Raw genomic sequence first — 25392 nt, forward strand, 5'->3', positions numbered from 1 at the left:
CACGGTTCCGCATGGTGGGAATCGGTGCCATATCGTGGACCGGCGACATACAGTCCGGGACATGTCGCCGAGAACCCTCCTGCGGGCCGTCATGGCCGTTTCCGCCGTCACGCTCCTCGCCGCGTGCAACGCCTCGGCCAAGGACCCGGCCGCGCAAAACGCCGCCGGTCCGGCGCTGGTCCTGATCACGCCGAGCCCGGTCGGGGTCAACGACTTCCTCAAGCTCGCCGTCCAAGGCATCGAGGACTCGGCCAAGAAGCACAACGGGACGCAGAAGGTGTACCAGAGCACCGATCCGGCGTCGATCCAGCAGAATCTCGCGGCCGCGGTGCGCGAGAAGCCCGCCGTGATCGTCGCCGTCGGCTTCAACTTCGCCGACGCGATCGCGGCCGAGGCCGAGCGCAACCCGGAGCAGAAATTCCTGTTCGTGGATTCCTGCACCACCAAACCGTTCCCGAACGTCACCTGCGCGGTGTTCCGTGAGCACGAGGGCAGCTACCTCGCCGGTGCCGAAGCCGGGCTGTTGAGCAAATCCGGCAAGGTCGGCGCGGTCGTCGTGCTCGACACGCCCCAGTTCCGCCGGTACTCGATCCCGTTCGGGCAGGGCGCGGAGAAGGCCAAACCCGGCACCACGCTGGCCCCGCTGTTCATCGGCGGAGCGAACCCGTTCAACGACCCGGCCCGCGCGAAGGCGCTGGCCACCACCCTGGCGGGCCAGGGCGTCGACCATGTCATGGGCGCGGCCTCCGCGGCGGGCAACCTCGGCGTGTTCGAGGCCGCGAAGCAGGGCAAGTTCTTCGCGTTCGGCGTCGACGCCAACCAGTGCCCGGCCAGTCCGGGACAGGTCGTGGACAACGTCATCAAGCGCACCAACGTCGTCGTGGGCGACGGGGTCGAGGCGATCCTCGGCGGCAAGACCGGCGAGACTAAGTCCTACGGCGTCAAGGAGAAGGGCATCTCCCTGACCGGGCTGGAGCCGGACGCGGCGACGTCGCAGTGCGTCGTCGCGAGCCACCCCGACGTGCTGGCCAAGGTCGGCGAGCTGCGGGACCAGATCATCTCGGGCGCGATCGTCGTCGATGACCCCGCCAAATCCTGACGCCGTCTCGCTCCGGGGGATCGTCAAGCGGTTCCCCGGAGTGCTCGCGAACGATCACGTGGACCTCGACGTCGGCAGCGGCGAGATCCACGCCCTGATGGGCGAGAACGGCGCGGGCAAATCGACGCTCATGTCCGTGCTCTACGGTCTGCACCGGCCCGACGAGGGCACGATCTTCCTGCACGGCGAGGAGGTCTCCTTCGGCTCGCCCGCGCAGGCCATCGACGCCGGTGTCGGCATGGTGCAGCAGGGGTTCGCGTTGTTCGGTGAACTCACCGTCACCGAGAACGTCGTGTTCGGCAGCGAGCCGACCCGCTGCGGCCTGCTGGACCGCAAGGCGGCGACGGCCCGTGTCAGCGAGCTGATCGAACGACACGAACTGCGGCTGCGGCCGGGTGACCGGGTCAGCGACCTGCCGGTCGGGCTCCGGCAGCGCGTCGAGATCCTCAAACTGCTGTACCGCGAGGCCGGCGTGCTGATCCTCGACGAACCCACCGCCGTGCTGACCCCGCCCGAAACCGAGCGGCTGTTCGGTGTGCTGCGCGCCCTCGCCGCCGAGGATCGCACGATTCTGCTGGTATCGCACAAACTCCAGGAGGTCCTCGCCGTCAGCGACCACGTCACGGTGCTGCGGGACGGCCGCGTCAGCGCACGCGGCCGCACCGCGGACCAGACGGCCGCCGGGCTGGCCGCGGCGATGACCGGCCGCGTGGTCGACCTCGACCGGGTGCATCCGGCCGGGACAGCAGGGGACACCGTGCTCGAAGCCCGCTCCCTGACCGTTCCCGGAACGGAAGGAAAACCGTTGCTGGACAACGTTTCCCTGACCGTGCGCGCGGGGGAGATCGTCGGCATCGCGGGGGTCGCGGGCAACGGGCAGGCCGAGCTCTCCGACGCCATCACCGGCCTCCGGAAGACCGACGGCACCATCGTCCTCAATGGACAGAGTCTCGACGGCCTGTCGGTCCGCGCGCGAAGGGATGCCGGGCTCGCCCATGTCCCGGAAGATCGCGCCGAGGTCGGCTCGGCGCCCACGGCGGGCCTCCGGGAGAACCTCGCCGTCGGTTTTCACCGCAAGCGCCCCTTGGTGCGCAAGGGACTCCTGCGGCGCAAGGCGATCGACGAGCACGCGTCGGCGATCATCGGGGACTACGACGTGCGCGCGTCCGGCCCCGCCGCCGCGATGGGCACGCTGTCCGGCGGCAACCAGCAGAAAGCGATCTTCGGCCGCGAGCTCACCCACGACGCGCCGTTCCTGCTGGTCGAGCAGCCCACCCGAGGCGTCGACGTCGGCGCGATCGAGAACATCCACGCCCGGCTCGTCGCCCATCGCGACGCCGGGCACGCCGTCCTGCTGATCTCCGCGGAACTCAGCGAGATCCTCGCGTTGTCGGACCGCGTGCTGGTGCTGTTCGAGGGCCGGATCGTCGCCGAGTTCACCAAGGACGAGGCCGATCAGCACACGATCGGCCTCGCGATGGCCGGAGGTGCCGGATGACCCGCGTCCGTCTCGTCGCCGTCCCGGTCGCCGCGGCGCTCGTCCTCGGCGCGATCCTGCTGCTGGCCACCGGAACCGATCCGCTGGCCGCGTACGGCGCGATCGTCTCCGGCGCGTTCGGCCCCGACGGCATCGGCGACACCCTGGCCTACGCCGTCCCCGTCGCGGGGATGGCGACCGCGCTCGCGATCCCGCTGCGCGCGGGCATGGTGAACCTCGGCGGTGAGGGACAGCTGGTGCTCGGGGCGGTCAGCGCGCTCGCCGTCGGCCTGTACGTGCCCGGTCCCGGGCCGGTCAAGGTCATCCTCGCGCTGCTCGCGGGCATCCTCGCCGGAGCCGCGTACGCCGCGCTGGCCGCGGTCTGCGAGAACCGCCTGGGCGTCCCGCTGCTGATCAGCACGCTGCTGCTGAGCTATCCGGCGATGTCGCTCGCCGGGTATCTGGTGCGGTTCCCGTTGAAGGACGCCGGGTCCAGCCTGCCGCAGAGTCCGCAACTGCCCGACGGCGCGCGCCTGCCCGAAATCGACGGCGTGACGACCGGGATCTTCCTGGTGGTGGCGGTGATCGCGGTCCACACGGTGATCGACGCCCGCACGCCCGCCGGTTTCGAGACCAAGGTGACCGGCTGGGCACCGCGGTTCGCCGCCTACGCCGGGATCGACCGGCCGAAGCTCACGCTGCGGCTGCTGGCCGCCTCGGGCGGGACGGCCGGGCTGGTCGGCGCGATCGCCGTCCTCGGCTTCCCGTACCGGTTCATCGACGGCGCGCTGATCACGCCGCAGTACACCTGGATCGGCCTGCTCGCGGCACTGCTCGCCGGGGCCAGCCCGCTCGGGACCCTGCTCGCGGCGGTGTTCTTCGCGGCGCTGACCAGCGGCGGCTTCGCGATGGAACGGGCCACCCAGGTCCCGCGCGAGCTGACCGCGGTCCTGCAGGCGGTGCTGATCATCTTCCTCGCGGCCGCCTCGGGGGTCTTCAAGCGGAAGGGGAAGCGGGCATGATCGACGCGAGCCTGTTCTCCTCGGCGCTCACCGCGCTGACACCGATCCTGTTCGCCGCGCTCGCGGGCGCGCTGTGCCAGCGGGCCGGGGTCTTCAACATCTCGCTCGAGGGCTCGCTCCTGGTCGGTTGCTTCGGCGCCGTCGCCGGGAGCTGGTACACCGGCAGCGCGTGGATCGGCGTCGTCGTGGCGGTGATCGCGGCGACGGCGTACTCGCTGATCCTCGCGATCGGCTCGATCACCTTCGACGGTGATCCGATCGTGCTGGGTGTCGCGAGCAACCTGCTCGCGGTCGGCCTGACGAGCTTCCTCATCCGCACCGTCTTCGGCACCGAAGGCTCGTTCAGCGACCCCTCGTTGCAGGGGCTGGGCCAGTTCGGGCCGATTCCCGGGCAGTCGTTGCTGGTCTACCTGTCCTGGCTGGCCGTGCCCGCGCTCGCGGTCCTGCTGTACCGGCATCCGTGGGGCCTGCGGCTGCGCGGCGTCGGCGAGCGCCCGGAGGCCGCCTCCAGCCTCGGCGTCAACGTGACCAAATACCGCTACGGGGTGATCCTCGCCGGGGGAGCGCTGTGCGGTCTCGGCGGCGCGCAACTGGCGCTGGGTTCGGTGACGCTCTTCGCCGAGAACATGACCGCCGGTCGCGGCTGGATCGCCGTCGTGGCGGTCATGCTGGGCCGCGCGCATCCGCTCGGGGTGCTGCTCGCGGCGCTGCTGTTCGGCCTCGCCGAGGCGTTCGGCTTCCGGCTCCAGGGCATCGGGTTGCCGCAGCAGGCGACCGACGCCGCCCCGTACGTCGTCACGCTCGTGGTGCTGTTCCTGTCCAATTTCAAGCGGAAGAAAGGACAGCCCGCGTGAGCGACGTCCTGCCCATCACCAAGATCCCCCGGCACGGACTGCCGCCGCGCGCCCTCGTCGTGGGCGATCCGGACCGCGCGACCGCGGTGGCCGAGTCGCTGGTGGACTCCGCTCTCGTCGGGCAGAACCGCGAGTACCGGACCTACACCGGCACCTGGAAGGGCGTCCCGGTCGTCGTGTCGTCGCACGGCGTCGGCGGGCCCGGCGCGTTGTGCCAGTTCGGTGAGCTGGCCGAGGCGGGCGTCCGCACGTTCCTCCGGCTCGGCACCGCCGGTTCGCTGGCCGAGGGGATCACCGACGGCGACCTCGTCATCGCCGAGGCCGCGGTCCGCGACGACGGCGTCACCCAGCAGCTGATCCACCCCGAGTACCCGGCGTTCGCCACGCCGGAGGTCGTCGTGGCGCTGAGCCGCGAGGCACCGGACGCGCACCGGGGCGTGGTGTGGACGCGGGCCGCGTTCAGCCCGCTGGTGCTCACCCTTCCGATGGCCGAGTACCTGGCCGCCCGGGTGATCGCCATTGAGATGGAACTCTCCACGTTGCTGGTGTTCGCGGCATTGCGCGGCCTGCGGGCCGGTGGTGTGCTCGTGATCGACGGCGACGCGCGGCCCGAGCACCCCGACCCGTCGGCCTACGACCCGCATCGCGACGTCGTGGCCGCCGGGGTGGCGAGGGCGACCCGCGTGGCGCTGGACGCTCTCATCGACGTGGAAGGGGCGGAATGACCGAAGTGTGGCGTAAGGCGGCTCTCGAGCTGGCGAGCACCCTGGCGGCGGACGCGGCCGAGCGGGACTTGGCCGGTCAGCTGCCGGTCCGGGAAGTCGGCCTGCTGCGCGAGTCCGGCCTGTTGCTTTTGCTCGACACCGCCGGCTGGGCGGCCGCGAACGAGGCCACCCGGATCGTCTCCGCCGCCGACGCCTCCGTCGGGCACCTCCTCGGTTACCACTACCTGCAGCTGTGGCGCACCGGCCTGTTCGGGCCGCGCGCGGCGAGCGAACCGGGCTGGTTCTGGGCTGGCGTGAGCAACCCGCTCGACGCCGCCCTGCTCCTGACCCCGGTCGAGGGCGGGTTCACCGTCGAGGGCACCAAGACCTTCGCCACCGGCGCGGCCGTCGCCGACCGCCTGGTGGTCAGCGCGACGAGGACCGACAACGGCGAGAAACTGACCTTCGTCGTCGACGCGCGGGCCGACGGGATCACCTTCCCCGGTGACTGGGACAACATCGGCCAGCGGCTCACCGCGAGCGGCGCGGTACGGTTCGAGGCCGTCCGGATCGCTCACGACGACGTGCTCGGCGCCCAGCCGGAAGACCAGTCGGATCCGAAGGTGCCCCGGATCTCCCTGGCGGCGATCGGCTTCCAGCTCATGCTCGCGCAGGTGTACGTCGGCCTCGCGTTCGGCGCGCTCGACGCGGCCGCGGTGTACACCCGCGAGACCGCGCGACCCTGGACACTGTCCGATGTGGACAAAGCGACGCAGGATCCGTACATCCTGGCCGGATACGGCGAGCTGGTCGCGACCGCGCGGGCGGCCGGTTTCGCCGTCGACGCCGCGGTTTCCGCGCTCGGCGATGCCGACGAGCGCGGGTTCGAGCTGACCCCGGCCGAGCGTGCCGAAGCGGCGATCGCCATCTCGTCGGCGAAGATCGTCGCGAGCCGGGCCGCCGTCGAGACCACGAGCAAGGTCTTCGAGTTCACCGGCGCGCGGGCCACTGCGACGAAGTACGGCTTCGACCGCTTCTGGCGCAACGCCCGCACGCTGACCTTGCACGACCCCGTGACCTACAAGGCACGCGAGGTCGGCGACCACTTCCTCAACGGGATCCCGCCATGCCTTTCGGGGTACAGCTGATGACGCTGCCGATCCTCGCCGAAAGCGTCCGCCTCGACGACGAAGGTGTGCACATCCTCGATCGCCGGGTCTTCCCGTTCGAACGGGAATGGGTGCTGTGCCGGACTTCGGAAGAGGTGGCGGTGGCCATCGAAGAGATGGTCACGCAGTCTTCCGGGCCGTACTTCGCCGCGTTGGGCGCGATGGTGCTCGCGGCGCGCGAGGCGTCCGGGCTCGCGGACCCGCGGGCGTACCTGGCGCGGGCGGGGGAGCGGATCGTCGCGACCCGCAAGACCAACAACCACCTGCGCAAGGCCGTCTCCGCCGTACTGTCCGAAGTAGACAAATCGGCAGATGATCTGGTCGAGGCCGCGACGGCCGGTGCGCAAGCAGGTGACGAATTGTATCGGTCGCGCAGCCGTGCGCTGGGTGAGTACACGGCGGAACTGGTGCCGGGCGGGGCGACCGTGCTGACGCATTGCTGGGCGGATCTGTACCTGGTCGAATTCGTGCTGGCCGCGCGACGGCAGGGCAAGGAGTTCTCCTTCCTCTGCACGGAAACCCGGCCGTACCTGCAGGGCGCGCGGCTGACCGCCGAGACGCTCGCCGAGATGGGCGCCGACACCCGCTTGATCACGGACGGCATGGGCGCCGCTGTGCTGTCCTCGGGTGAGGTCGGCGCGCTGGTGACCGCGGCCGACCGGGTCACCATGGACGGCCACGTCGTCAACAAGATCGGCACACTGGGGCTCGCGGTGGCGGCGGAGGCGTTCGGCGTGCCGTTCCACGCGATGGTCCAGGCACCCGACCAGGCCGCGCCGACCGGCGCCGACGTGCCGATCGAATACCGCGACGGCGACGAGGTGCTGAGCGCGCTCGGCCACCGAGTCGCGAGCGAACGCGTGCGGGGCCACTATCCGGCCTTCGACGTGACACCACCGCGGTTCGTGACCTCGGTGGTGACCGACCGCGGGGCCTTCGAACCCCGGCGGCTCCGCGAGTACTACGCAGAAGGGGAAGCGAACCAGTGACCGCAACGCTGACCGCCCGATGGGTGGTCCTCGACATCGAGGGCACGCTGACCGCCACCAGCTACGTGCACGTGACCCTCTACGACTACGCGCGCCCGCGGCTGGGCCCGTGGATCGACGAGCACCCGGACGACCCCGAGGTCGCCGGCGCCGTCGCCCGGATCAAGGAACTCGGCGGGCTCCCGGCGGCCGCGTCCACAGTGGACGTCGTGCGGGTGCTGCACGGCTGGATGGACGCGGACCAGAAGATCGCGCCGCTGAAGACGTTGCAGGGCCTCATTTGGCAGCAGGGCTACGCCGACGGCGACCTCACGACGGAGTTCTTCGGCGACGTCGCCCCGGCGCTGCGGTCGTGGCACGAGTCCGGGCTGCGGCTCGCGGTGTTCTCGTCCGGTTCGGTCGCCGGGCAGATCGCGTCGTTCTCGCGGACCACCGACGGCGACGTCACCGGCCTGTTCGAGAAGCATTTCGACACCGTCAATGCCGGGCCGAAGCGTGAGGCGCCGTCGTATCGCGCGATCGCCTCCGCGCTGGAAGCCGAGCCGGGCGACATCGTGTTCTTCTCCGACGTCCCGGCCGAACTCGACGGGGCCGCCGCCGACGGCTGGCAGACCGTCGGCCTCGCCCGCGACGGCGAGCCGTTCGGCGACGCGGATTTCGGGACGCACCGGACGATCCGGACGTTCGACGAGGTGAAGGTCGTCCGGAGGTGACTACACCGAGTGTCCTGGAACTCGCCGGGCGCGCGCTGGCCGAGGAGTCCGCGCGGTTCGCCGGGCTGGGCTGGATGCGGGGCACGTCGGGCAACCTCTCGGTGGTGCTCGGCCGTGATCCGCTGCGGGTCGCCGTCACCGTCAGCGGCCGGGACAAAGGCGAGCTGACCAGCGACGACGTCGTCGTGGTCGGCGAGGACGGACTGGCCGTCGCCGACCAGCCGTATCCGGACAAGGTGCCGTCGGCCGAGGCCGGACTGCATGCCCGGATCGCGGCGGTGTCGGGTGCGGGCGCGGTGATCCACGTGCACGCGCTCGCGCCGGTGGTGGCCGCCGAACACTGGCCGGACGGCGTCGAACTGCGGGACCTGGAGATGCTCAAGGGCTTCGGCCGGGCCGCGCACGACGACCTGGTGACGATCCCGGTGATCGCCAACGGCCAGGACATGCGCGTCCTCGGCGACGCGTTCGAGGCGGGCTTCCGGGCGGACACGCCGGCGGTGATCGTCGCGCGGCACGGGATCTACGTCTGGGGCGATGACCTGCGCCACGCTCGCCACCGTCTGGAATGTTTGGAGTGGTTGCTCCGGTTCCGGGTAGAGACAAGACTTGTCGGTCGAGAAAGGGGAGTGCGATGACCCTGCTGACGGTGTGGCCGGACGACCGGCCCGACGAGATCGCGCTCAGGACCGAGGATCCGGCCGTGATCACCGGGGAACTGGGGCGGCTCGGTGTCCGGTTCCAACGCTGGGACCTCGTCCCGGACCTGCCGCGCGACGTGACGCCCGAGCAGGTGCTGGCCGCCTACGAGGAGCCGATCGGCAAGGTTTCGGCGGCCGAGGGCTACACCTTCGTGGACGCCGTCCGCATGACCCCGTCCGACGAGCCCGGCTGGGCGGCCGAAGCCGCCGAAGCCCGGCAGAAGTTCCTCGCCGAACACACCCACGACGATGACGAAGACCGCTTCTTCGCGCGTGGGTCCGGCGTGTTCTACCTGCACGTCGGCGGCAAGGTGTACGCGGTGCTGTGCGAGGCGGGAGACCTGCTGAGCGTGCCCGCGAACACCACGCACTGGTTCGACATGGGCACGCGGCCCGACTACGTGTCCATCCGGTTCTTCCACGACGACGGCGGCTGGGTCGGCAACTTCACCGGCGCGACGCTGGCAGGGGAGTTCCCGGACTTCGACACGTTGACGGCTGGACGTTACTGAGCGCTTCGGGGTCTTTTGAGTCTCGGGGCGGGGGCAGGTCGCGAAAGCCACTTTCGCGACACTCAGCGTCCCGAAAGTGGCTTTCGCGACGCACCCCTGAGGGCCGCCCGGTCACTCACGTGCGGCACGGCGGGCCTTCGCGGAACGAGCTCCGACGCCATGAACGGTCCTTTCCTTGCGAAATTCGCAAGGAAAGGACCGTTCCTAGCGCGCTGCCGGGCTCTGTCAGGCGGGGGTCCAGAGGGCAGGCACGTTCGGCGGCTCCCAGCCGGGCAGGGACCGGTGGCCCTGACGGCATACGTATGCCGCGCCGTTGTGGGTCACGCGAGCACCGGTGGCGTAGTCGGTGTTCGGCTTCCACGCGTCGGACGGCACCGTGGTGGTCGTCGTCGGGGTGGTGGTGGTCGTCCGCGTTGTCGTCGTCGGACTGGTCGTGGTGGTGGTCGTCGTACCGGTGGTCGTGGTGGGTGTGGTGGATGTCGGCGGGGCACCGCCGCCACGCGGGTGGTCCGATGCGATCGCGTACGTCGTCCCGCCGAAGGTGAACGTGAAGTTCGAGGGTGACGCGATCGGCATGTAGTAGTTCAGCCGGATCTCGACCGTCGCGCCCGGCGCGATGTTCTGCCAGGTCGGCACGGTCACCGCGACGTGCTGGAAGTCTCCCTTCATCCCGCCGACGTTGGGCCCGCTGTGGCCCTTGCTCGTGACCGTCAGGCCGAAACCGGACTGGTCGGACATGCTGCCGGGCGCACTGGTGCCGTAGTCGAACTCGATTTTCGTCCCGCCGGGGATGGTGGTGGTCGAATTGTTGGTGATGCGCATCCGCGGGGTGATCGGGTAGTTCGCGTCGCCCAGCGCGAATCCGGTCAGGTTGACGTTCGCGTTCAGCACCGACGAGGGCGCGGGACGCGACGACTTGGTGTTGCCGTACGGGGCGGCGCCGCGCAGGCCGTCGTTGATCTTCGTGATCAGCGTGTCACCCATGAAGTACTGGCCCTTGGCCTCGTCGAAGGCGTAGTCACCCGCCAGTTCCCAGATCATGATGCCGCCGATGCCCTTGTCGGCCACGTACTTGGCCTTCGTGGCGAGCGAGGCTTCGTCCTCAGTGGACAGGAACACCTTCTTGTCGTTGTTCCACAGCCACGGCGTCACCATCGTGTTGTCGTAGTGCCTGTTGTAGCTTCCGGAGACCCGGTCCGCCGGGTCGGTCTTCGGGGTCAGCCCGTACGCCTCCAGGTAGTCCGGGGTGATTTCGTTCTCGAGGTTCTTCGCGTGCCACATGGGGTTCGCGCCCGCGGGGACTTCGCCGCCCGCCAGGCCCAGATCGTGCCAGAGGTTGTCGATGCCGATCGCGCCGTTACCGCACGGCACCGTCGAACCGACCTGGGATCCGGTGCCGGGTGGACACTGTTTCTGGTCCGGTAGTGGCGCCTTGCCCCACAGCCCGTTCGTACCGCCGGACACACCTTGCCAGCCGCGGGTGTAGAAGCCGACGCCGATGTTGATCCGGCCGGCTTGCATGGCGCCTCGGAAGTAGTGATAGGCCCAGTCGGTGTTGAGATAACCCTGCCCGTCGTACTGCGGTGTCGTGTACACCTGCCAGTGCGCGAGTTCCGCGTCGTTGCCGGCGTCGTAGAGCGCCGCGTTCGGCCCGACGAACTGGTTCCACGCGCCGTGCAGGTCGTAGCTCATCATGTTGGCGTAGTCGAGATACCGCGTGACGCCGTAGACCTCCTGGCCGCGCAGCAACCAGCCGGACGCGGGCACGGCGGCCGTCAGCAGATAGTGCCTGCCGTCGGCGGCGCCCGCCCTGTCGAGCTTCTCGCGCAGCGTGCGCATCAGGTTCTCGTAGCCCGCCCAGAGGGTGCCGCGGTTGGACTGCGCGATCCAGTAGTCGTCCGGGTTTCCGGCGTAGCTCGCCGACGTCGCGTACTCGTAGTCGATGTCCGCGCCGTTGAAACCGTAGGCGCGCAGGAACTCCACGACGGAATCCGCGAAGACGTCGATACCAGCCTGAGTCTGCGTCATCTTGTAGAAGCCGCCCGAGGCGTTGCGGGTGCCGTCGGGATTGAGGAAGCCGCCGGTCTCGGCCCAGCCGCCGATCGAGATCAGCGACTTCACGTTGGGGTTCTGCTTCTTGTACTTGGTCAGCAGATTGAAATGTCCCTTGTAGGGCAACGACGGATCCATCTCGGCGCCCGGGACGCCCGGCCATTCCATGCCGATGGACTCGTTGGTCGCGCTCGGCGCGCCGACCGACACCTTGTTCTGCGCGTCGACGTGGGCGAACGCGTAGTTGAGGTGGGTGACCTTCGACCACGGGATGTTGTTGACCAGATAGGCCGGTGCGCCGTTCTTTCCGGTGCGCCAGCTGGTGAAGTAGCCGATCACGCGGCGGGAATGCCCTTCTCCCAGGGATTCACGGCCCGCGGTGTCGTAGACGGTGCAGTAGGGGGTGTCGACGCCGGGTGTCCGGTACAGCCCGTCGGGACGACAGTCCTCGTGACCTGCCGCGCTCGACGTGGACGGGGTGATGACGACGATCATGAGTCCGGCCAGCGTGATGAGCGACGCCAGCAGGGGGAGTAGTTTCCTGATTCTCCTTGGCACGCCGAACCTCCGACAGTGGAAGATGGCCCTCGGTCACAGCAGCTTGAGCCGCTGACCTGGCGCGCGTCAATAGGTGTAGACCAATTTCCATCCTGTGCCGTACGGCGGGGCGTACCTGCGGTCCGTCAGGTCCGGCTTTGCCGTGGGTGGCCATATCCTCGACCACATCCGGTGCGTGTTATGCCGCCGTTTCCCGCACCACGAAGGAAAACTCGTTCCCGTCGGGATCCGTCATCGCCACCTGGCCGCGCTCGCCGGTGCCGAGCCGGGTCGCGCCGAGCGCGACGAGCCGCTCGACTTCCGGAACAGGGCCGTGCACAACGAAATGGAGCCGGTTCGGCCCGGTTTTCGGGGTGAACGGCGGCCCGCCCCAGGTGATCTTCGGGCCGCCGTGCGGTGACCGGATCGCGGTCTCCTGGTCCTGATCCCAGACCAGCGGCCAGCCGAGCGCCTTGCTCCAGAAATAGCCGACTTCCTGCGAACCGTCGCTCGCCACCGCGCCGACGAAACCGCATTCGGCGAGGAAATCGTTGCCCGGCTCGATGACGCAGAACTCGTTGTCCTCGGGGTCGGCGAGCACCACGTGCTCTTCCTCGGGAAGCTGGCCGATGTCGAGATGCCTGCCGCCGAGTCCGAGCGCCTTCGCGACCGTCCGCCGCTGGTCATCGAGGGACTCGCTCGTCAGGTCGAAATGCATCTGGTTCTGGCGGGTCTTCGGTTCTTCCGTCGGCAGGAAACGGAGCCGGAAACCCGTGTCGTCGGTCGGGACCAGGGCGTCGCCGTCGGTTTCCCAGCCGAGGAGGCCCGCCCAGAAGCGCGCCAGACGTCGCGGGTCGTGCGCGGCGAAACAGAGCGTGTGCAAGGTGACGGTCATAGGCGACGCTAGAAACGACGGCGACCCGCACGCAACCGAATAAGGTGCTCTCCCCCATGGAGTGGACCCGCTTCCATCCGGCGGGGGACGCCGCGGGACGGGACGGCTGTGATCGTTGAAACCGATCAAGCGAGCTGAATCCGATCGTCCGAGGAGCACGTATGACCGTCCACCAAGCCACCGCGACCGGGCGGCTGCGCGCCGCGTGGACGAGAGCGCACGCCCCGGTGCCCGGGGTCCCCCGGTGGGCCAAGGTCGCCGCCTACGCCATCCCTTTCGTCGTGCTGCCCTCCGGCCTGTGGCGGATCATGACCGTCGTGTTCCACATCGGCGACGACGCCGCGCACGGTGCGGGCCAGCTCCCGTCGTGGTTGCCGGGGCCGGTGTACGTCATCGCGTTGTCCGTTGTCTCCGAGCTGATCGCCTTCACCGCCGTCGGGCTGATCGCCGAGTGGGGGGAGGTCCTCCCGCGCTGGATTCCGCTGCTGGGCGGCCGCAAAATACCGCCCCTCGCCGCCGTCGTGCCCGCCGCTCTCGGCGCCACGATCCTGACCGTGCTGTGGACGACCGCCTACGCCACCTCACTGGCCGGGCTCACCCTCCAAGGCGATCCCCTGCCGGACGACTTCCCCACGGAGTCACTGCACGGCTGGCAACTCGCCTTCTTCGAACTCACCTACGCCCCGCTTCTGCTCTGGGGGCCGCTGCTGGCGGCAGTCTGCTTCGCGTACTGGCGGAGGCGCCGACCGCAGTAAGTACATGAAGGCCCCCTTCCTGTACATAGGCGCAAGGAAGGGGGCCTTCATGTACTTCGAACGGTCAGCAGGAGACGCCGGTCCGCCCGTTCTCCACCCGCGCGGTCAGCGTCCGCAGGAACGACGGATCCCCGTCCGCGGTGACCTTCACGTCGTACCAGCCACCCGAAACCGGCCAGTCCACGGTGACCGAACGTCCGGCACCGACCCGCACGACGCGCGTGAGCCGCGAGGACGAAAGCCGCAGCGTCAGTGCCGAAGTGCCCGAGTTGGACAGCTTGAACTCGACACCCGAACGCCACGTCAGGAAGCGCGTCCGGACATCGACACCCGCGGCGGCCCCGCGACGGTTCCCGCGCAGTTCCCACCACGAACGGTTCGGTCCCTGGACGACCACGCGGTACTCGTCACCGGCCGGCCGAACGAGTTCCGGCGCCTCGCCGCGGACGTCGCGGTGCGCGGGTTCGGCGAACTCGCCCTTGTACGGGTACAGCGCGAAATGCGCCGATGAGGAGCCGCTGTTGGCCAGCGCGAGCGCCAGGTTCCCCGACTTGTCGACCGAACCGGACACCGACACCTGGTACGGCAGCGGACGGGACGGCCGGTTGCCGGGTTCGGCCACGGGCAGGCTCTGCTCCGCCGGGGCGGACGGCCGCCAGCGGCTGATCGGCGCGGGAACGGGACCGGGCCGGTTCACCCGAGGTTGCCGCCCGGCGTGCGAGAAGTCGAAGGCGCCGGTGAGGTCGCCCGCCACGGTCCGCCGCCACTTGCTGATGTTCGGCTCGCCGATCCCGGTCCAGCGCTCGAGGAACCGCAGCACCGAGGTGTGGTCGTACACGGTGGAGTCGACGTTGCCGCCGATCGACCACGGCGAGACGACCGTCATCGGCACGCGCGGCCCGAAGCCGAGCGGCTGGCCGTTGAAATGGTCCGCGTCGTTGGCCGCGTTCCCCGGCGGCATCGGCGGCGGGACGTGGTCGAAATAGCCGTCGTTCTCGTCGAAGTTGATCAGCAGCACCGTTTTGGACCACGTCTCGCGATCGGACGCCAGCGCGTCGAGTACGCGGTAGATCAGGTTCGCGCTGCCGACCGGGGTGGACGCGCCGGGGTGCTCGGAGTCCTTCGCGGACGGCACCAGCCAGCTGACCGCGGGCAGCCGGCGCGCCTGGATGTCCGCCTTCAGTCGAGTGACCAGCGTCTCCGGCTCGCTGCGGTACATGGCCTTCTTGAACAGGTTCCGCTCGGCGGGCGTCAGCTTCGCGACCCCGGCGTCGAACTGCGCCAGCAGTTTCGCGCGCTCTTCCGGGGTCTTCTTCGACAGCGCGTCGTAGAACTCCTCGGTGGTGCGGAACTTCTCCTCGACCGAAGCGAGGATCTTCGTGCCGACCTTCTTGAACGGCAAGAAGTACTCGACGGCGTTGTCGGTGAAGTTGTCCCACTCCTGGTAGATCTGCCACGGCACCCCGGCGGCCTCGAGGCGCTCCGGGTACGTCGTCCAGTCGTAGCCCTTGTGGTCGTAGGAGTACGCCGCGTTCGTCACCGCGCGGTTCGTCGTGCTGCCCGGTTCGAAACCCGTGGTCCCGGTCCAGAGGAAGTTCCGGTTCGGGTTGGTCGAGCCGAAGATCGAGCAGTGATAGGCGTCGCAGATGGTGAACGTGTCCGCGAGTTCGTACTGCAGCGCGATGTCACGGCGCTCGTAGTAGGTCATGGTGGCGGGTGTCTTCGCCGCGATCCAGCCGTTGTTCCAGCCGCGCGCCCACGCCTTGCCGCTGCCGTTCCAGCTGTGGTCGAGGTCGCCGAGGTACTGGATGTCGTCCGCTTTCCGCCCGGCGAGTTCGGCCGCCTTGCGGACCGAAAAGGGCAGCACCGTGCCGCCGGCGGGATTCGGCTGCTCGAACACCGATTTCCCCGACGGCAGTTCGAGCGGGTGGGCGTCGGAGAAGCCCCGGACGCCGCGCAGGCTGCCGTAGTAATGGTCGAACGACCGGTTCTCCTGCATCAGCACGATCACGTGCTCGATGGCGTCGAGTCCGCCGCGCCGCATGGGTTCGGCCATGGCGGCGTGCACGGACGGCGGGAGAAGGGTGGTGGCGGCCGCGGCGCCGGTGGCGCCCAGCAACGTACGGCGTGACAGTTCAGGCATGCCGGAACCTTGACCCAGTAACATGAACGTCACAAGAACCGAACCGGTCGACTCGGAGTCGGCAGCCGGAGTGGTCCGCCCGTACGATCCCTGGATGGCCGTGATTCCCGAGCATCACGACGAAAACGGCGGTGGGGGAGAACCCGCGAAGCCGGTGTCCGCCGAACCCGGTGGCCGTCGCGGCGTCTTGATCCGCCGGATCGCGATCAGTGCCGGCGCCGCCGCCGGTTACGGAGTCCTCCTTCTCGTCGCGCTCTCCGGCGTGCCGGACCTGCCCACCGCGTTGGGCCCCAGGCCGGTACCCAGGCCACAGGAGACGTCCCAGACTCCCGTGACAACGCCTCCCGCGACGACGCCGCCTACGACACCGCCGCCCACGACAACGACGGACGGGCCTCGAACGGCTTCGCCGCCGGAATCGCGGGGAGCGCCCGAGCCGGTTCTCGAAACAACGCCCACGAGCGCCAGGCCTGCTCCGGTCCGGACCACGACCGTGTCCGGTCCGCCGGACACACGGGCCCCCTCCACCACTTCGCCGCCGGACAGCGAGCGCCGCAACAGCCGCGCGCCCGATGACCCGCCCGGGCACGCGAGGACCACGCCGCCCAAGAGCGGGCGCTGACGTCCGGTTCTCCCCGGTTCGTCGTGAGGTCACTGCGCTGAGTGACCGTCCGGCGGGGTGACACCGCCGAACGGCTGGCGGGGCGGTAACCTCACGGGCACCAAAGACCGCAGACCCTTGAGGAGGGCCCGTGTCGGCAGGGCAGATCGCCGCGCTGATCGCCGCAGGAGCATTCGTCGTACTCGTCGTGCTTCTGGCGATCGTGCTGTTCAAGCTCGGCCGGACCCTGGACGAGGCCACGATCGCCATCCGCAAGGCGCATGAGAACACCGACCCGTTGCTGATCGGCGCGAACGAGACGATCACGCACGTCAACACGCAGCTGGAGCGGGTCGACGGCATCACCGCGAACGCGCAGGCCGTCTCCGGCAACGTGTCCGCGCTGTCGTCGGTGTTCACCGCGACGCTCGGCGGACCGCTGGTGAAGACGGCCGCCTTGTCCTACGGCCTCAGCAAGGCCATCAAGGCCCGCCGCAAGAAAGCGGAAGCGAAGGCGGCCCGCCCGGCGAAGAAGCGGGGCCGCAAATGAAGCGCCTGTTCTGGCTCGGCGTCGGCGTGGTCGCCGGCGTCGCCCTGTCACGCAAAGCGACCGAAACCGCTCGCCAGGCCACGCCGGCGGGGCTAGCCTCGAACCTGGGCGACGCCGTGCGGGAACTCGCGGGCGCCGTCGGTTCGTTCGGCGCGGAGGTCCGCGCCGGGATGAGCGAACGGGAACAGGAGCTGCACGACATGGTGTCCGAACGCACCGGTTTGAGCACGGCCGCCGATGGCCCTGCGGGCAGGCACGCGGCGTCGCCGCGGCGCCCGGCCCGGCGAGCTCGCCGGGCGGAGGGCTGATCGGGTCGCGTCCGCGACCGGAACAGACCCAGCCCTCCGCCGTTCCCGCCTGTCCGCATTCCCAGCGCTTTCGCGCGAGCCCGTATACAAGGACGATCCCGTGGAAACACACGAAATCACCCAGCGTTTTCTGAGCCATTTCGAGAACAAGGGACATACGCGCGTCCCGAGCGCGCCGCTGATCCTCGACGACCCGAACCTGCTGTTCGTCAACGCCGGCATGGTCCAGTTCAAGCCGTACTTCCTCGGCGAGGTCCCGCCGCCGTACCCGCGTGCGACCAGCGTCCAGAAATGCGTCCGCACCCCGGACATCGAAGAGGTCGGCAAGACCACCCGGCACAACACGTTCTTCCAGATGGCCGGGAACTTCTCCTTCGGCGACTACTTCAAGGAAGGCGCCATCGAGGCGGCCTGGGAGCTGATCACCAAGCCCCAGAGCGAAGGCGGCTACGGCCTCGACCCGGCACGCATCTGGGCGACGGTCTACGAGGACGACGCCGAGGCGGCCGGCCTGTGGAAGAAGCTCACCGGCCTGCCCGGCGAGCGCATCCAGTCCCGTGACGGCAAGGACAACTACTGGGACATGGGCGTGCCCGGTCCCGGCGGCCCGTGCTCGGAGATCTACTACGACCGCGGTCCCGACTACGGCCGCGAGGGCGGCCCGGTCGCCGACGAGGACCGCTACATCGAGATCTGGAACCTCGTCTTCATGCAGGACGTGCGGGGCGAGAAGAGCCCGAAGCACGGTCACAAGCCGATCGGCGAGCTGCCGAAGAAGAACATCGACACCGGCATGGGTGTCGAGCGGGTCGCGACGATCCTGCAGGGGGTCGAGAACGTCTACGAGACCGACCTCGTCCGCCCGGTGATCGGCCGCGCCGAGGAGTTCTCCGGCAGGCGCTACGGCTCCGACCACACCGATGACGTCCGGTTCCGCGTCATCGCTGATCACGCCCGCACCGGCGTCCTGCTCATCGGCGACGGCGTCACCCCCGGCAACGACGGCCGCGGTTACGTGCTGCGCCGCCTGCTGCGCCGCATCATCCGCTCCGCGCGCCTGCTCGGCGTGCACGAGCCGGTGCTGCCCGCCTTCGCCGAGGTCGTCCGCGACACCATGGGCCCGACGTACCCCGAGCTGGTCTCCGGTTTCGACCGCATCGAAGACGTCGTGCGTGTCGAGGAGGAGGCCTTCCTCTCCACGCTCACCAGCGGTTCGCGCATCTTCGATATGGCGGCCGAGGAGACCAAGCGCTCCGGCGGTTCGCTGCTGGCCGGTGACAAGGCGTTCCAGCTGCACGACACCTACGGCTTCCCGATCGACCTGACCCTGGAGATGGCGTCCGAGCAGGGCCTGAGCGTCGACGAAGAGGGCTTCCGCACGCTCATGAACGAGCAGCGGCAGCGCGCGAAGGCCGACGCGGCGTCGCGTAAGACCGGTCACGGTGACCTGTCCGAGTACCGCAAGGTGCTCGAACAGCACGGCGAGACCCAATTCCTCGGCTACACCGACCTGCAGGCCGAAGCGAAGGTCGTCGCGCTGCTCGAAGACGGCGTGCCGGTGCGCAGCGTCGGCGCGGGCAAGAAGGCGGAGCTGGTCCTGGACCGCACGCCGTTCTACGCCGAGAGCGGTGGCCAGGTCGCCGACACCGGCGTGCTGCTCGGCGACGGCGTCGAGCTCAAGGTCCACGACGTGCAGAAGATCGTGCCGGGCCTGTTCGTGCACCGTGTCGAGGTGCTCGACGGCGAGGTCGGCATCGGAACCGCGCTGACCGGTTCGGTCGACCAGCACCGCCGCCTGTCGATCGAGCGGTCCCACTCCGCGACACACCTGGTCCACGCGGCCGTGCGCGGCGCGTACGGCAAGCGCGCGGCGCAGGCCGGTTCGCTGAACTCGCCGGGCCGGATGCGCTTCGACTTCACCACCTCCGGCGGGGTCTCGGCCGACGTGCTGACCGAGGTCGAGGAGGAGGTCAACGACTACCTCCAGACCAATGTCGAGGTGAACACCTTCGTCACCACGAAGGACAAGGCCCTCGAACTGGGCGCGGTCGCGCTGTTCGGCGAGAAGTACGGCAACGACGTCCGCGTCGTCGACATGGGCGAGTACTCCCGCGAACTCTGCGGTGGCACCCACGTCGACCGCATCGGGCAGCTCGGCCTGGTGAAACTGGTCGGCGACTCGTCCATCGGTTCCGGCGTGCACCGCGTCGAGGCGCTGGTCGGCACGGACGCGCTCAAGTACGTCCGCAAGGAGCAGCTGCTCGTCTCGCAGCTCGCGAGCACCTTCAAGGTGCCGTCGGAGCAGCTGCCGTCGCGGATCGACGACGTGCTCACGCGGCTCAAGAACGCCGAGAAGGAGATCGAGCAGCTGCGCACCCAGCAGGTGCTCGGCTCGGCGGGCTCGCTCGCGGACAAGGCCGAGGACATCGGCGGCGTCGCGGTCGTGGCGGAGAAGCTCGGCGAGGGCGTCGACTCGAACGGGCTGCGCGCGCTGGCCTCCGACATCCGCGGCAGGCTCGGCAACCGTCCCGGCATCGTCGCGCTGTTCGCCCCGCAGGGCGAGAAGGTCGCCTTCGTCGTCGCCACCACCAAGGCGGCGCAGGAGAAGGGGATCGCGGCGGGCAAGCTCGTCCCGTCGTTCGCCGAGGCGATCGGCGGCCGCGGCGGCGGCAAGCCGGATATGGCGCAAGGCGGGGGTACCAACCCGGCCGGGGCCGAACAGGCCATCGCCTCACTGCGCGCGGCGGTCGCCCAAGTTGGCTGACGACGCCGTTGGGCGGCGCCCGGATCGGCCAGGGGAGACCGATCCGGGGCGCGGCAGGCGGCTCGGGGTGGATGTCGGATCCGTCCGGGTCGGGGTCGCGCTCAGCGATCCCGACCCCATCCTCGCGAGCCCGCTCGTTACCCTCACTCGCGACGCGGCGGGCGACAAGGACGTCGACCAGCTCGTCGGACTCGTCACGGAACACGACGTCGTCGAAGTCGTCGTGGGCCTGCCGAGGACGCTCAAGGACCGTCACGGCCCGGCGGCCGAAGCGGCGCTCGACTACGCCGAAAAGGTCGCCGCCAGGATCGCCCCGGTGCCGGTGCGACTGGCCGACGAGCGGTTGACCACGGTGACGGCATCCAGGATGCTGTCGCAGCGTGGGGTGAAGGGACGTAAGCAACGTGCCGTCGTCGATCAGGCGGCCGCGGTCGAGATCCTGCAGGCGTGGATCGACGCGGTAGCGGCACATCGCGCACGGAAGGGCGATACATGACCGAGCCCCACGGCCGGCCCGAGCGCCGTCAGGGCGGTAGGCGACGATTGCGGGAGCCTGAGGAGGCCATCCAGCCGCCGGCCCCGCCCCGTCGAAGGCCCGAACCCCAGCCGACGGGACGACGGCACATCCGGCAGGAACCACCCGAGGCGCCCCCCGTGCGGCGTCCGGCGGAGGAACCGCCGCGTGCCCGCCGGTCTCCCGAAGAGCCACCGCCGCGTGTCCGGCGTGCGGCCGAGGAGCCGCCGCCGGTGGCACGTCCGGCCCCGCCGAGGCGGGCTCCGGAACCCGCGGCTCCTCCGCCGCCTCCCGCGCCGCCGCGGCGGTCCCCCCAGCCGGGTGACCGGAGTCTTGGCATGCCCGCCTACGCCCAGGACGAGCCGCCCCGCCCCGGCCGCCGCAGGCGCCGCGAGGACGACGGCCCGCTCCCGGACGAGCGGCCGACCGACATCCTCCCCGCGATCCAGGACGCGCCGATCGCCCGGCGCCCCGGCGCTGCTCCTTCTTCGCCGCCTCAAGGCAGCGAAGAGGAATACAACGAGATCTTCGGCGATGACGAGTACGACGACTATGACGAGTACGACGACTACGAGGATTACGACGACTTCGAAGACGACGATCGTGCCGAGCCGGAACGCATCGAGGACGAGCGCCCGGAACGTCAGGGGCCGCCGCCCAAGAAGCGCAAGAAGAAACGCGCGGTGGGCTGGATCGCCGCGCTGACCGTGCTCGTCCTGCTCGCCGGTGGCGCCTACTACGGCTTCACACAGATCTTCGGTTACGACGACTACGAAGGCACTGGCGAGAGCGACGTCCTCGTCCAGGTGGAGAAGGGCGACTCGACCTCCGCGATCGGCAACCGGCTGCAGGCGGCCGGGGTGGTCGCCAGCGGCAAGGCGTTCGTGAAGGCGGGCGAGGACAACACCGCCGTTTCGCGGCTCCAGCAGGGCTACTACGTCATGAAGACGAAGATGTCCGGTGCCAGCGCGGTCGAGAAGATGATCACCCCCGCGTCGAAGGTCGGCCAGGTCGAAATCCGGCCGTACACCCAGTTCCACGACATCACCCAGCCCGACGGCAAGGTGACGCCGGGTGTGTATTCGTTGCTGTCCAAGGCTTCCTGCGCCGACTTGAACGGCAAGAGCACCTGCATCCCGGTCGAGGAACTGCGGAAGACGATCGAGACCGCGGATCTGGCGAAACTGGGTGTCCCGTCGTGGGCCATCGACTCGGCCGCGAAGGCGGAACACAAGGACCGGCGGCTCGAAGGGCTGATCGCCCCGGGCATCTTCAACGTCAAACCCGGCTGGACGGCCGAGGAACTGCTCACCGACGTCGTGAAGACCTCGGCGAAACGCATCCTTGACGCAGGACTGAGCGATCAGTCCAAGGGCGAGGGCAAGACGCCGTACGAGACGCTCATCATCGCGTCGATCATCGAACGCGAGGCGGTGAAGGCCGACTTCGGGAAGATCTCGCGGGTCATCTACAACCGGCTCGACGAGAAGATGCGGCTCGAGATGGACTCGACGGTCAACTACGTCCTCGACCGGCCGACCCTGCTCACGAAACCCGAGGAACGGGAAAAAGCGGGCGCGTACAACACCTACAAGTCCGTCGGCCTGACCCCGACACCGATCGCGGTGCCCAGCGCGGAAGCGATCCAGGCCGCGCTCAAGCCGGTCGCGGGAAACTGGATCTTCTTCGTCAAGTGCGAGAAGAACGGGCTCTCCTGCTTCGCGGTGACCTTCGACGAACACCGGAAGAACCGAGATGACGCGGTGCGGCGCGGTGTCATTTAACCGCAAGGCGGCGATCCTCGGGAAACCGGTCGAACACTCGCTTTCGCCCGTGCTGCACGGCGCCGCCTTCCGTGCGCTGGGCCTGGACGGCTGGACCTACGAGCGGGTCGAGATGGACGGACCCGGGCTGCCCGCGTTCGTCGACGGTCTCGGTCCGGAGTGGACCGGGTTTTCGGTGACCATGCCAGGGAAACGGGCCGCACTGGAGTTCGCCGACGAGGTCACGCCGCGGGCGACGGCGGTCGGCGCGGCGAACACGCTGGTGCGCCGGGAAACCGGCTGGCTGGCGGACTGCACCGACGTCGACGGGGTCACCGAGGCGCTGCGGATCGCGGGGGAGTACTCGCCCGGTGAGGATGACGCGGCCGTCGCCGGTGTCGTTCTCGGAGCGGGCGGCACGGCCGCGGCGGCCGTCGTCGGGCTCGCGTCGCTCGGCGTGCGGACCGTGCGGCTTGTCGTGCGGGATCCCGCACGGGCCACGGAAACGGTCGAGGCGGCGCAGCGGGCGGGGCTCGACGCCGAAGTGCTCCGCTGGGCCGACGCCGACTTCGGGAAGCTCGCGGCCGACTCGGCGGTACTGGTGAACACCGTGCCCCCGGACGCGGTCCGCCCGCACCTGGCGGAGCTGGCCCGGATCGGCTGCGTCCTCGACGTCATCTATCATCCCTGGCCGACAGCGCTCGCCGAAGCCGTCGCCGAACAGGGCGGTCGGCTCGCGACCGGACTGGACATGCTGCTGCACCAGGCTTTCGGGCAGTCCGAGTACTTCACCGGGCAGCCGGCGCCGCGAGCGGAGATGCGGGACGCTCTTCGGGAAGCGACCGGCGGGATCCTTCCGTTGCCGATCAGCTGACAAGTTCGCCGAGGTTCGATAATCTGGCCGACTGCCTCGAGAGGGGCGTCGCGGCAACCAGGTGACCCACCGCGCGCGCTGGGCCTCCTCGAATCGCGCAGACTCGCGATGAGTGCTGAGGAAGGAACAAGGGGTCGATGCCTAAACCCGATCGAGACGATTACACCGAAGAAGACATCAACAACGCCTGGGTCGGTCAGCCTCCGGTACTGAACTCCACCGTCACGCTGGCCGAATACGACCCGGAGTGGCCCGCCCTGTTCGAGCGGGAAGCCAAGCGCATCAGGGGGATCCTGGGGGAACGCGCGCTGGTCCTGGAGCACGTCGGCTCCACGTCGGTGCCGGGACTCTGCGCGAAACCGATCATCGACATCATGCTGATCGTCGCCGATTCGGACGACGAAGACGCCTATGTACCGCAGTTGGAGGCGGCGGGCTACCAGCTCGTCATCCGCGAGCCGGAGTGGGAGAAGCACCGCAGCTTCAAAGGTCCGGACACCGACATCAACCTGCACGTCTACTCATCGGACAACGGCCAGACCGAGCGTTACCGGCTCTTCCGCGAGCGCCTGATCGCGCACGAGGACGAGCGGAAGCTCTACGAGGTCAAGAAACGCGAGCTGGCGTCGCGCACCTGGAAGTACATCCAGCACTACGCCGACGCCAAGACCGAGGTGATCGACGAGATCGTCGAGCGGGCGCGCGCCGCCCAGTACGACGGGTTCGCCCGGCTCTACGCGGCGCACGCCGAAACCAGCAGCACCAACGCCCATTACGACCGTCCCGCCATCGTCGAACTGGCCGGGGACGTGGCGGGCAAACGGGTGCTGGACGTCGGCAGCGCGGCGGGTCACCTCAGCGCGCTGCTCGCCGCGAAGGGGGCGGATGTCCTCGGCGTCGACGCCAGCGCGGGCATGGTCGCCATCGCCAGGGAGAAGTTCGGGGACGTCGCGAAGTTCGAGACGGCCGACGTCTCGCAACCGATGTCCTTTCTGGACGACGGCTCGATCGACGTGATCACGGCGTCCTTGGTCCTGCATTACCTGAAGGAGTGGGCACCGGCGCTGGCGGAGTTCCGGCGGGTGCTGAAACCGGGCGGGCTGCTGGTGTTCTCGGTGCACCATCCCGGTGAGGACTGGCGCTGGTTCGGGAAGCAGAACTACTTCCAGCTCGAACTGCTGGAAGACGAGTTCCCGGCGGGTCAGAAGGTCCGGTTCTACCGGCGGCCGCTGAGCTGGACGTTCGGTGCGGTGCGGGATGCCGGATTCGCGGTCGATCGGCTGGTCGAGCCGATGCCGGACGAGGCGATCGCCGAATCGGACCCGCGGTGGTACGCGAAGCTGCGGACCCAGCCTCGGTTCCTGTACTTCCGGACCGTCCGGGAGCCCTCCCCGGCCCGCAATTAGTCACCTACTTGCGGCCGGTGGGCCTCCCAGAAGTCTGTGAAGGCCTTCCCTGCTTTGAGGGTAAGGGCCCCGGCAAAGTCGCATAACCGCTGGTGAAGTGGGTGGTGAGTGGCGATTCGGGTTGTGGTGACGGGTGGGGGCTCGGCACAGTGGCCTGGCAATGGTCGTTCTAACGATCATTGCCACTCACGACTCCCCTCGAGAACCGCGCATCTAGCCATCAATCAGACATTTCACCCCTCGAAAGTGTCCCTTGTGGACACTCAGGGGCTTGATGCATGCCTCGTGCCGTCCTGCGAACCCCGCAAGTAGGTGACTAATTGCGTGGGGGAGAAAGGTCCCGGATCAGCGAAACGATCTCCCGGCTGACCGGCCTCAGCACCCGCAGCCGCGAAAGCCCCACCAGCCGCGCGATCAACGGGACCGTCCGTTCCACCAGCATCCGGCTGCGTTTCTGGCCGGGGGAGCGGTCGTGGACCCAGAACAGCACGACACCCATCTGATACAGCCACAGCAGGTCGGGCAGGTCATCGCGCAGGTCCGGGTCGAGTTTCACGTCGGAGTCGGCGATGACGTCGCGCATCAGGCCGATCGAGGCGTCCCGCGCGGGCGAAGACTCCTCGCTGAACGGGCTCAGCGGCGAGTCCGGGTCGGCGGCGTTGACGAAGAACTGGGTGCCGAAGCGGTGGTACGGCTCGGCGACATCGAGCCAGCTGAGCAGGACGGTCTTGAGTCGCGCGCTGAAGTCCCGCTCATCTTCGATCGCCTCCCGCGCCGTCGTCAGGTGAACCCTGGCGATCTCGTCGTAGAAGCCTTGGATCAGCTGGTCTTTGGAGGCGAAGTAGTAGTAGGCGTTCCCGACCGACACGCCCGCTTCGGCGGCGATGGCCCGCATGGTCGTGCGGTCGTAGCCGTTCTCGGCGAACAACCGTAACGCGGTCGCCACGATCAGTGACCTGGTTTCCTCACTCTTCGCCACGACTGCACGTT

General features: G+C 69.2%; 23 protein-coding genes. 19 read left to right on the plus strand and 4 right to left on the minus strand.

The genetic code is table 11. The annotated features are described in order from the left end of the window. Positions 1-61 precede the first annotated feature (61 nt). Genes ACLJO0_RS14335 through ACLJO0_RS14380 form a run of 10 tightly spaced genes read left to right on the plus strand, consistent with a single transcriptional unit; the run spans position 62 to position 9240 of the window. Entirely contained in the window at positions 62-1099 is a 1038-nt protein-coding gene (locus ACLJO0_RS14335) for a BMP family ABC transporter substrate-binding protein (RefSeq protein ID WP_233599085.1), read from the plus strand. Continuing rightward, the gene (locus ACLJO0_RS14340) at positions 1080-2597 is read left to right on the plus strand and encodes an ABC transporter ATP-binding protein (RefSeq protein ID WP_410579045.1); all 1518 of its coding nucleotides are present in this window, start codon (positions 1080-1082) and stop codon (positions 2595-2597) included. Before ACLJO0_RS14335 ends, ACLJO0_RS14340 begins: the two co-directional genes overlap by 20 nt. Continuing rightward, entirely contained in the window at positions 2594-3598 is a 1005-nt protein-coding gene (locus tag ACLJO0_RS14345; RefSeq protein WP_410579046.1) for an ABC transporter permease, read from the plus strand. The genes ACLJO0_RS14340 and ACLJO0_RS14345 overlap by 4 nt, the downstream gene beginning before the upstream one ends. Continuing rightward, entirely contained in the window at positions 3595-4452 is an 858-nt protein-coding gene (locus ACLJO0_RS14350) for an ABC transporter permease (protein WP_410579047.1), read from the plus strand. The genes ACLJO0_RS14345 and ACLJO0_RS14350 overlap by 4 nt, the downstream gene beginning before the upstream one ends. After that, positions 4449-5177, plus strand: a complete 729-nt coding sequence (locus ACLJO0_RS14355; RefSeq protein WP_410579048.1) for a nucleoside phosphorylase — start codon at positions 4449-4451, stop codon at positions 5175-5177. Before ACLJO0_RS14350 ends, ACLJO0_RS14355 begins: the two co-directional genes overlap by 4 nt. Next, positions 5174-6304 (plus strand): acyl-CoA dehydrogenase family protein, encoded by a 1131-nt coding sequence (locus ACLJO0_RS14360; protein ID WP_410579049.1) that lies wholly within the window; start codon positions 5174-5176, stop codon positions 6302-6304. Before ACLJO0_RS14355 ends, ACLJO0_RS14360 begins: the two co-directional genes overlap by 4 nt. Then, positions 6304-7314, plus strand: a complete 1011-nt coding sequence (locus tag ACLJO0_RS14365; RefSeq protein ID WP_410579304.1) for a methylthioribose-1-phosphate isomerase — start codon at positions 6304-6306, stop codon at positions 7312-7314. The genes ACLJO0_RS14360 and ACLJO0_RS14365 overlap by 1 nt, the downstream gene beginning before the upstream one ends. After that, complete coding sequence (mtnC, locus tag ACLJO0_RS14370) at positions 7311-8027, plus strand: acireductone synthase (RefSeq protein WP_410579050.1); 717 nt, start codon at positions 7311-7313, stop codon at positions 8025-8027. Before ACLJO0_RS14365 ends, mtnC begins: the two co-directional genes overlap by 4 nt. After that, complete coding sequence (gene mtnB / locus ACLJO0_RS14375; protein ID WP_410579051.1) at positions 8024-8665, plus strand: methylthioribulose 1-phosphate dehydratase; 642 nt, start codon at positions 8024-8026, stop codon at positions 8663-8665. The genes mtnC and mtnB overlap by 4 nt, the downstream gene beginning before the upstream one ends. Beyond that, positions 8662-9240: a 1,2-dihydroxy-3-keto-5-methylthiopentene dioxygenase gene (locus ACLJO0_RS14380; RefSeq protein WP_125793738.1), complete on the plus strand. Its 579-nt coding sequence runs from the start codon at positions 8662-8664 to the stop codon at positions 9238-9240. Before mtnB ends, ACLJO0_RS14380 begins: the two co-directional genes overlap by 4 nt. Before the next feature lie 225 nt (positions 9241-9465). On the opposite strand, the gene ACLJO0_RS14385 is transcribed toward ACLJO0_RS14380, so the two are convergent. Both ACLJO0_RS14385 and ACLJO0_RS14390 read right to left on the minus strand, forming a co-directional pair. Beyond that, a complete protein-coding gene (locus ACLJO0_RS14385; RefSeq protein ID WP_410579052.1) occupies positions 9466-11850 on the minus strand; it encodes a chitinase C-terminal domain-containing protein in 2385 nt (794 codons plus the stop codon). Between the two features lie 178 nt (positions 11851-12028). Next, entirely contained in the window at positions 12029-12724 is a 696-nt protein-coding gene (locus tag ACLJO0_RS14390) for a VOC family protein (protein WP_410579053.1), read from the minus strand. 161 nt (positions 12725-12885) lie between these two features. On the opposite strand from ACLJO0_RS14390, the gene ACLJO0_RS14395 reads away from it, so the two are divergent. Then, a complete protein-coding gene (locus ACLJO0_RS14395) occupies positions 12886-13479 on the plus strand; it encodes a hypothetical protein (RefSeq protein ID WP_410579054.1) in 594 nt (197 codons plus the stop codon). Positions 13480-13543: 64 nt separating this feature from the next. Here the strand turns inward: ACLJO0_RS14395 and ACLJO0_RS14400 are convergent, their stop codons facing one another. After that, positions 13544-15622 (minus strand): phosphocholine-specific phospholipase C, encoded by a 2079-nt coding sequence (locus ACLJO0_RS14400; protein WP_410579055.1) that lies wholly within the window; start codon positions 15620-15622, stop codon positions 13544-13546. A 94-nt stretch (positions 15623-15716) separates the two neighbouring features. On the opposite strand from ACLJO0_RS14400, the gene ACLJO0_RS14405 reads away from it, so the two are divergent. The 8 genes from ACLJO0_RS14405 (at position 15717) to ACLJO0_RS14440 (ending at position 24402) form a co-directional block, all read left to right on the plus strand. After that, complete coding sequence (locus ACLJO0_RS14405; RefSeq protein WP_410579056.1) at positions 15717-16244, plus strand: hypothetical protein; 528 nt, start codon at positions 15717-15719, stop codon at positions 16242-16244. A 130-nt stretch (positions 16245-16374) separates the two neighbouring features. Then, positions 16375-16773 (plus strand): DUF948 domain-containing protein, encoded by a 399-nt coding sequence (locus ACLJO0_RS14410; RefSeq protein ID WP_005157207.1) that lies wholly within the window; start codon positions 16375-16377, stop codon positions 16771-16773. After that, positions 16770-17081, plus strand: a complete 312-nt coding sequence (locus ACLJO0_RS14415) for a hypothetical protein (protein ID WP_037305987.1) — start codon at positions 16770-16772, stop codon at positions 17079-17081. The genes ACLJO0_RS14410 and ACLJO0_RS14415 overlap by 4 nt, the downstream gene beginning before the upstream one ends. A 100-nt stretch (positions 17082-17181) precedes the next feature. Next, positions 17182-19845, plus strand: coding sequence for an alanine--tRNA ligase (alaS, locus tag ACLJO0_RS14420; protein WP_410579057.1), 2664 nt, complete (start codon positions 17182-17184; stop codon positions 19843-19845). Next, a complete protein-coding gene (gene ruvX, locus ACLJO0_RS14425; RefSeq protein WP_410579058.1) occupies positions 19838-20341 on the plus strand; it encodes a Holliday junction resolvase RuvX in 504 nt (167 codons plus the stop codon). Before alaS ends, ruvX begins: the two co-directional genes overlap by 8 nt. Before the next feature lie 356 nt (positions 20342-20697). Continuing rightward, positions 20698-22143: an endolytic transglycosylase MltG gene (gene mltG, locus ACLJO0_RS14430; protein WP_410579059.1), complete on the plus strand. Its 1446-nt coding sequence runs from the start codon at positions 20698-20700 to the stop codon at positions 22141-22143. Beyond that, positions 22133-22996 carry a shikimate dehydrogenase gene (locus ACLJO0_RS14435; RefSeq protein WP_410579060.1) on the plus strand — a complete coding sequence of 288 codons (864 nt, stop codon included), beginning with the start codon at positions 22133-22135 and terminating at the stop codon, positions 22994-22996. The genes mltG and ACLJO0_RS14435 overlap by 11 nt, the downstream gene beginning before the upstream one ends. Positions 22997-23133: 137 nt before the next feature. Further along, positions 23134-24402 (plus strand): GrpB family protein, encoded by a 1269-nt coding sequence (locus tag ACLJO0_RS14440; protein WP_410579061.1) that lies wholly within the window; start codon positions 23134-23136, stop codon positions 24400-24402. Between the two features lie 316 nt (positions 24403-24718). Here ACLJO0_RS14440 and ACLJO0_RS14445 read toward each other — a convergent pair whose 3' ends face one another. After that, the gene (locus ACLJO0_RS14445; protein WP_410579062.1) at positions 24719-25381 is read right to left on the minus strand and encodes a TetR family transcriptional regulator; all 663 of its coding nucleotides are present in this window, start codon (positions 25379-25381) and stop codon (positions 24719-24721) included. Between the last annotated feature and the right edge of the window lie 11 nt (positions 25382-25392).

The organism is Amycolatopsis sp. lyj-108, from assembly GCF_046549005.1.
In the GTDB taxonomy this organism is placed as follows: domain Bacteria; phylum Actinomycetota; class Actinomycetes; order Mycobacteriales; family Pseudonocardiaceae; genus Amycolatopsis.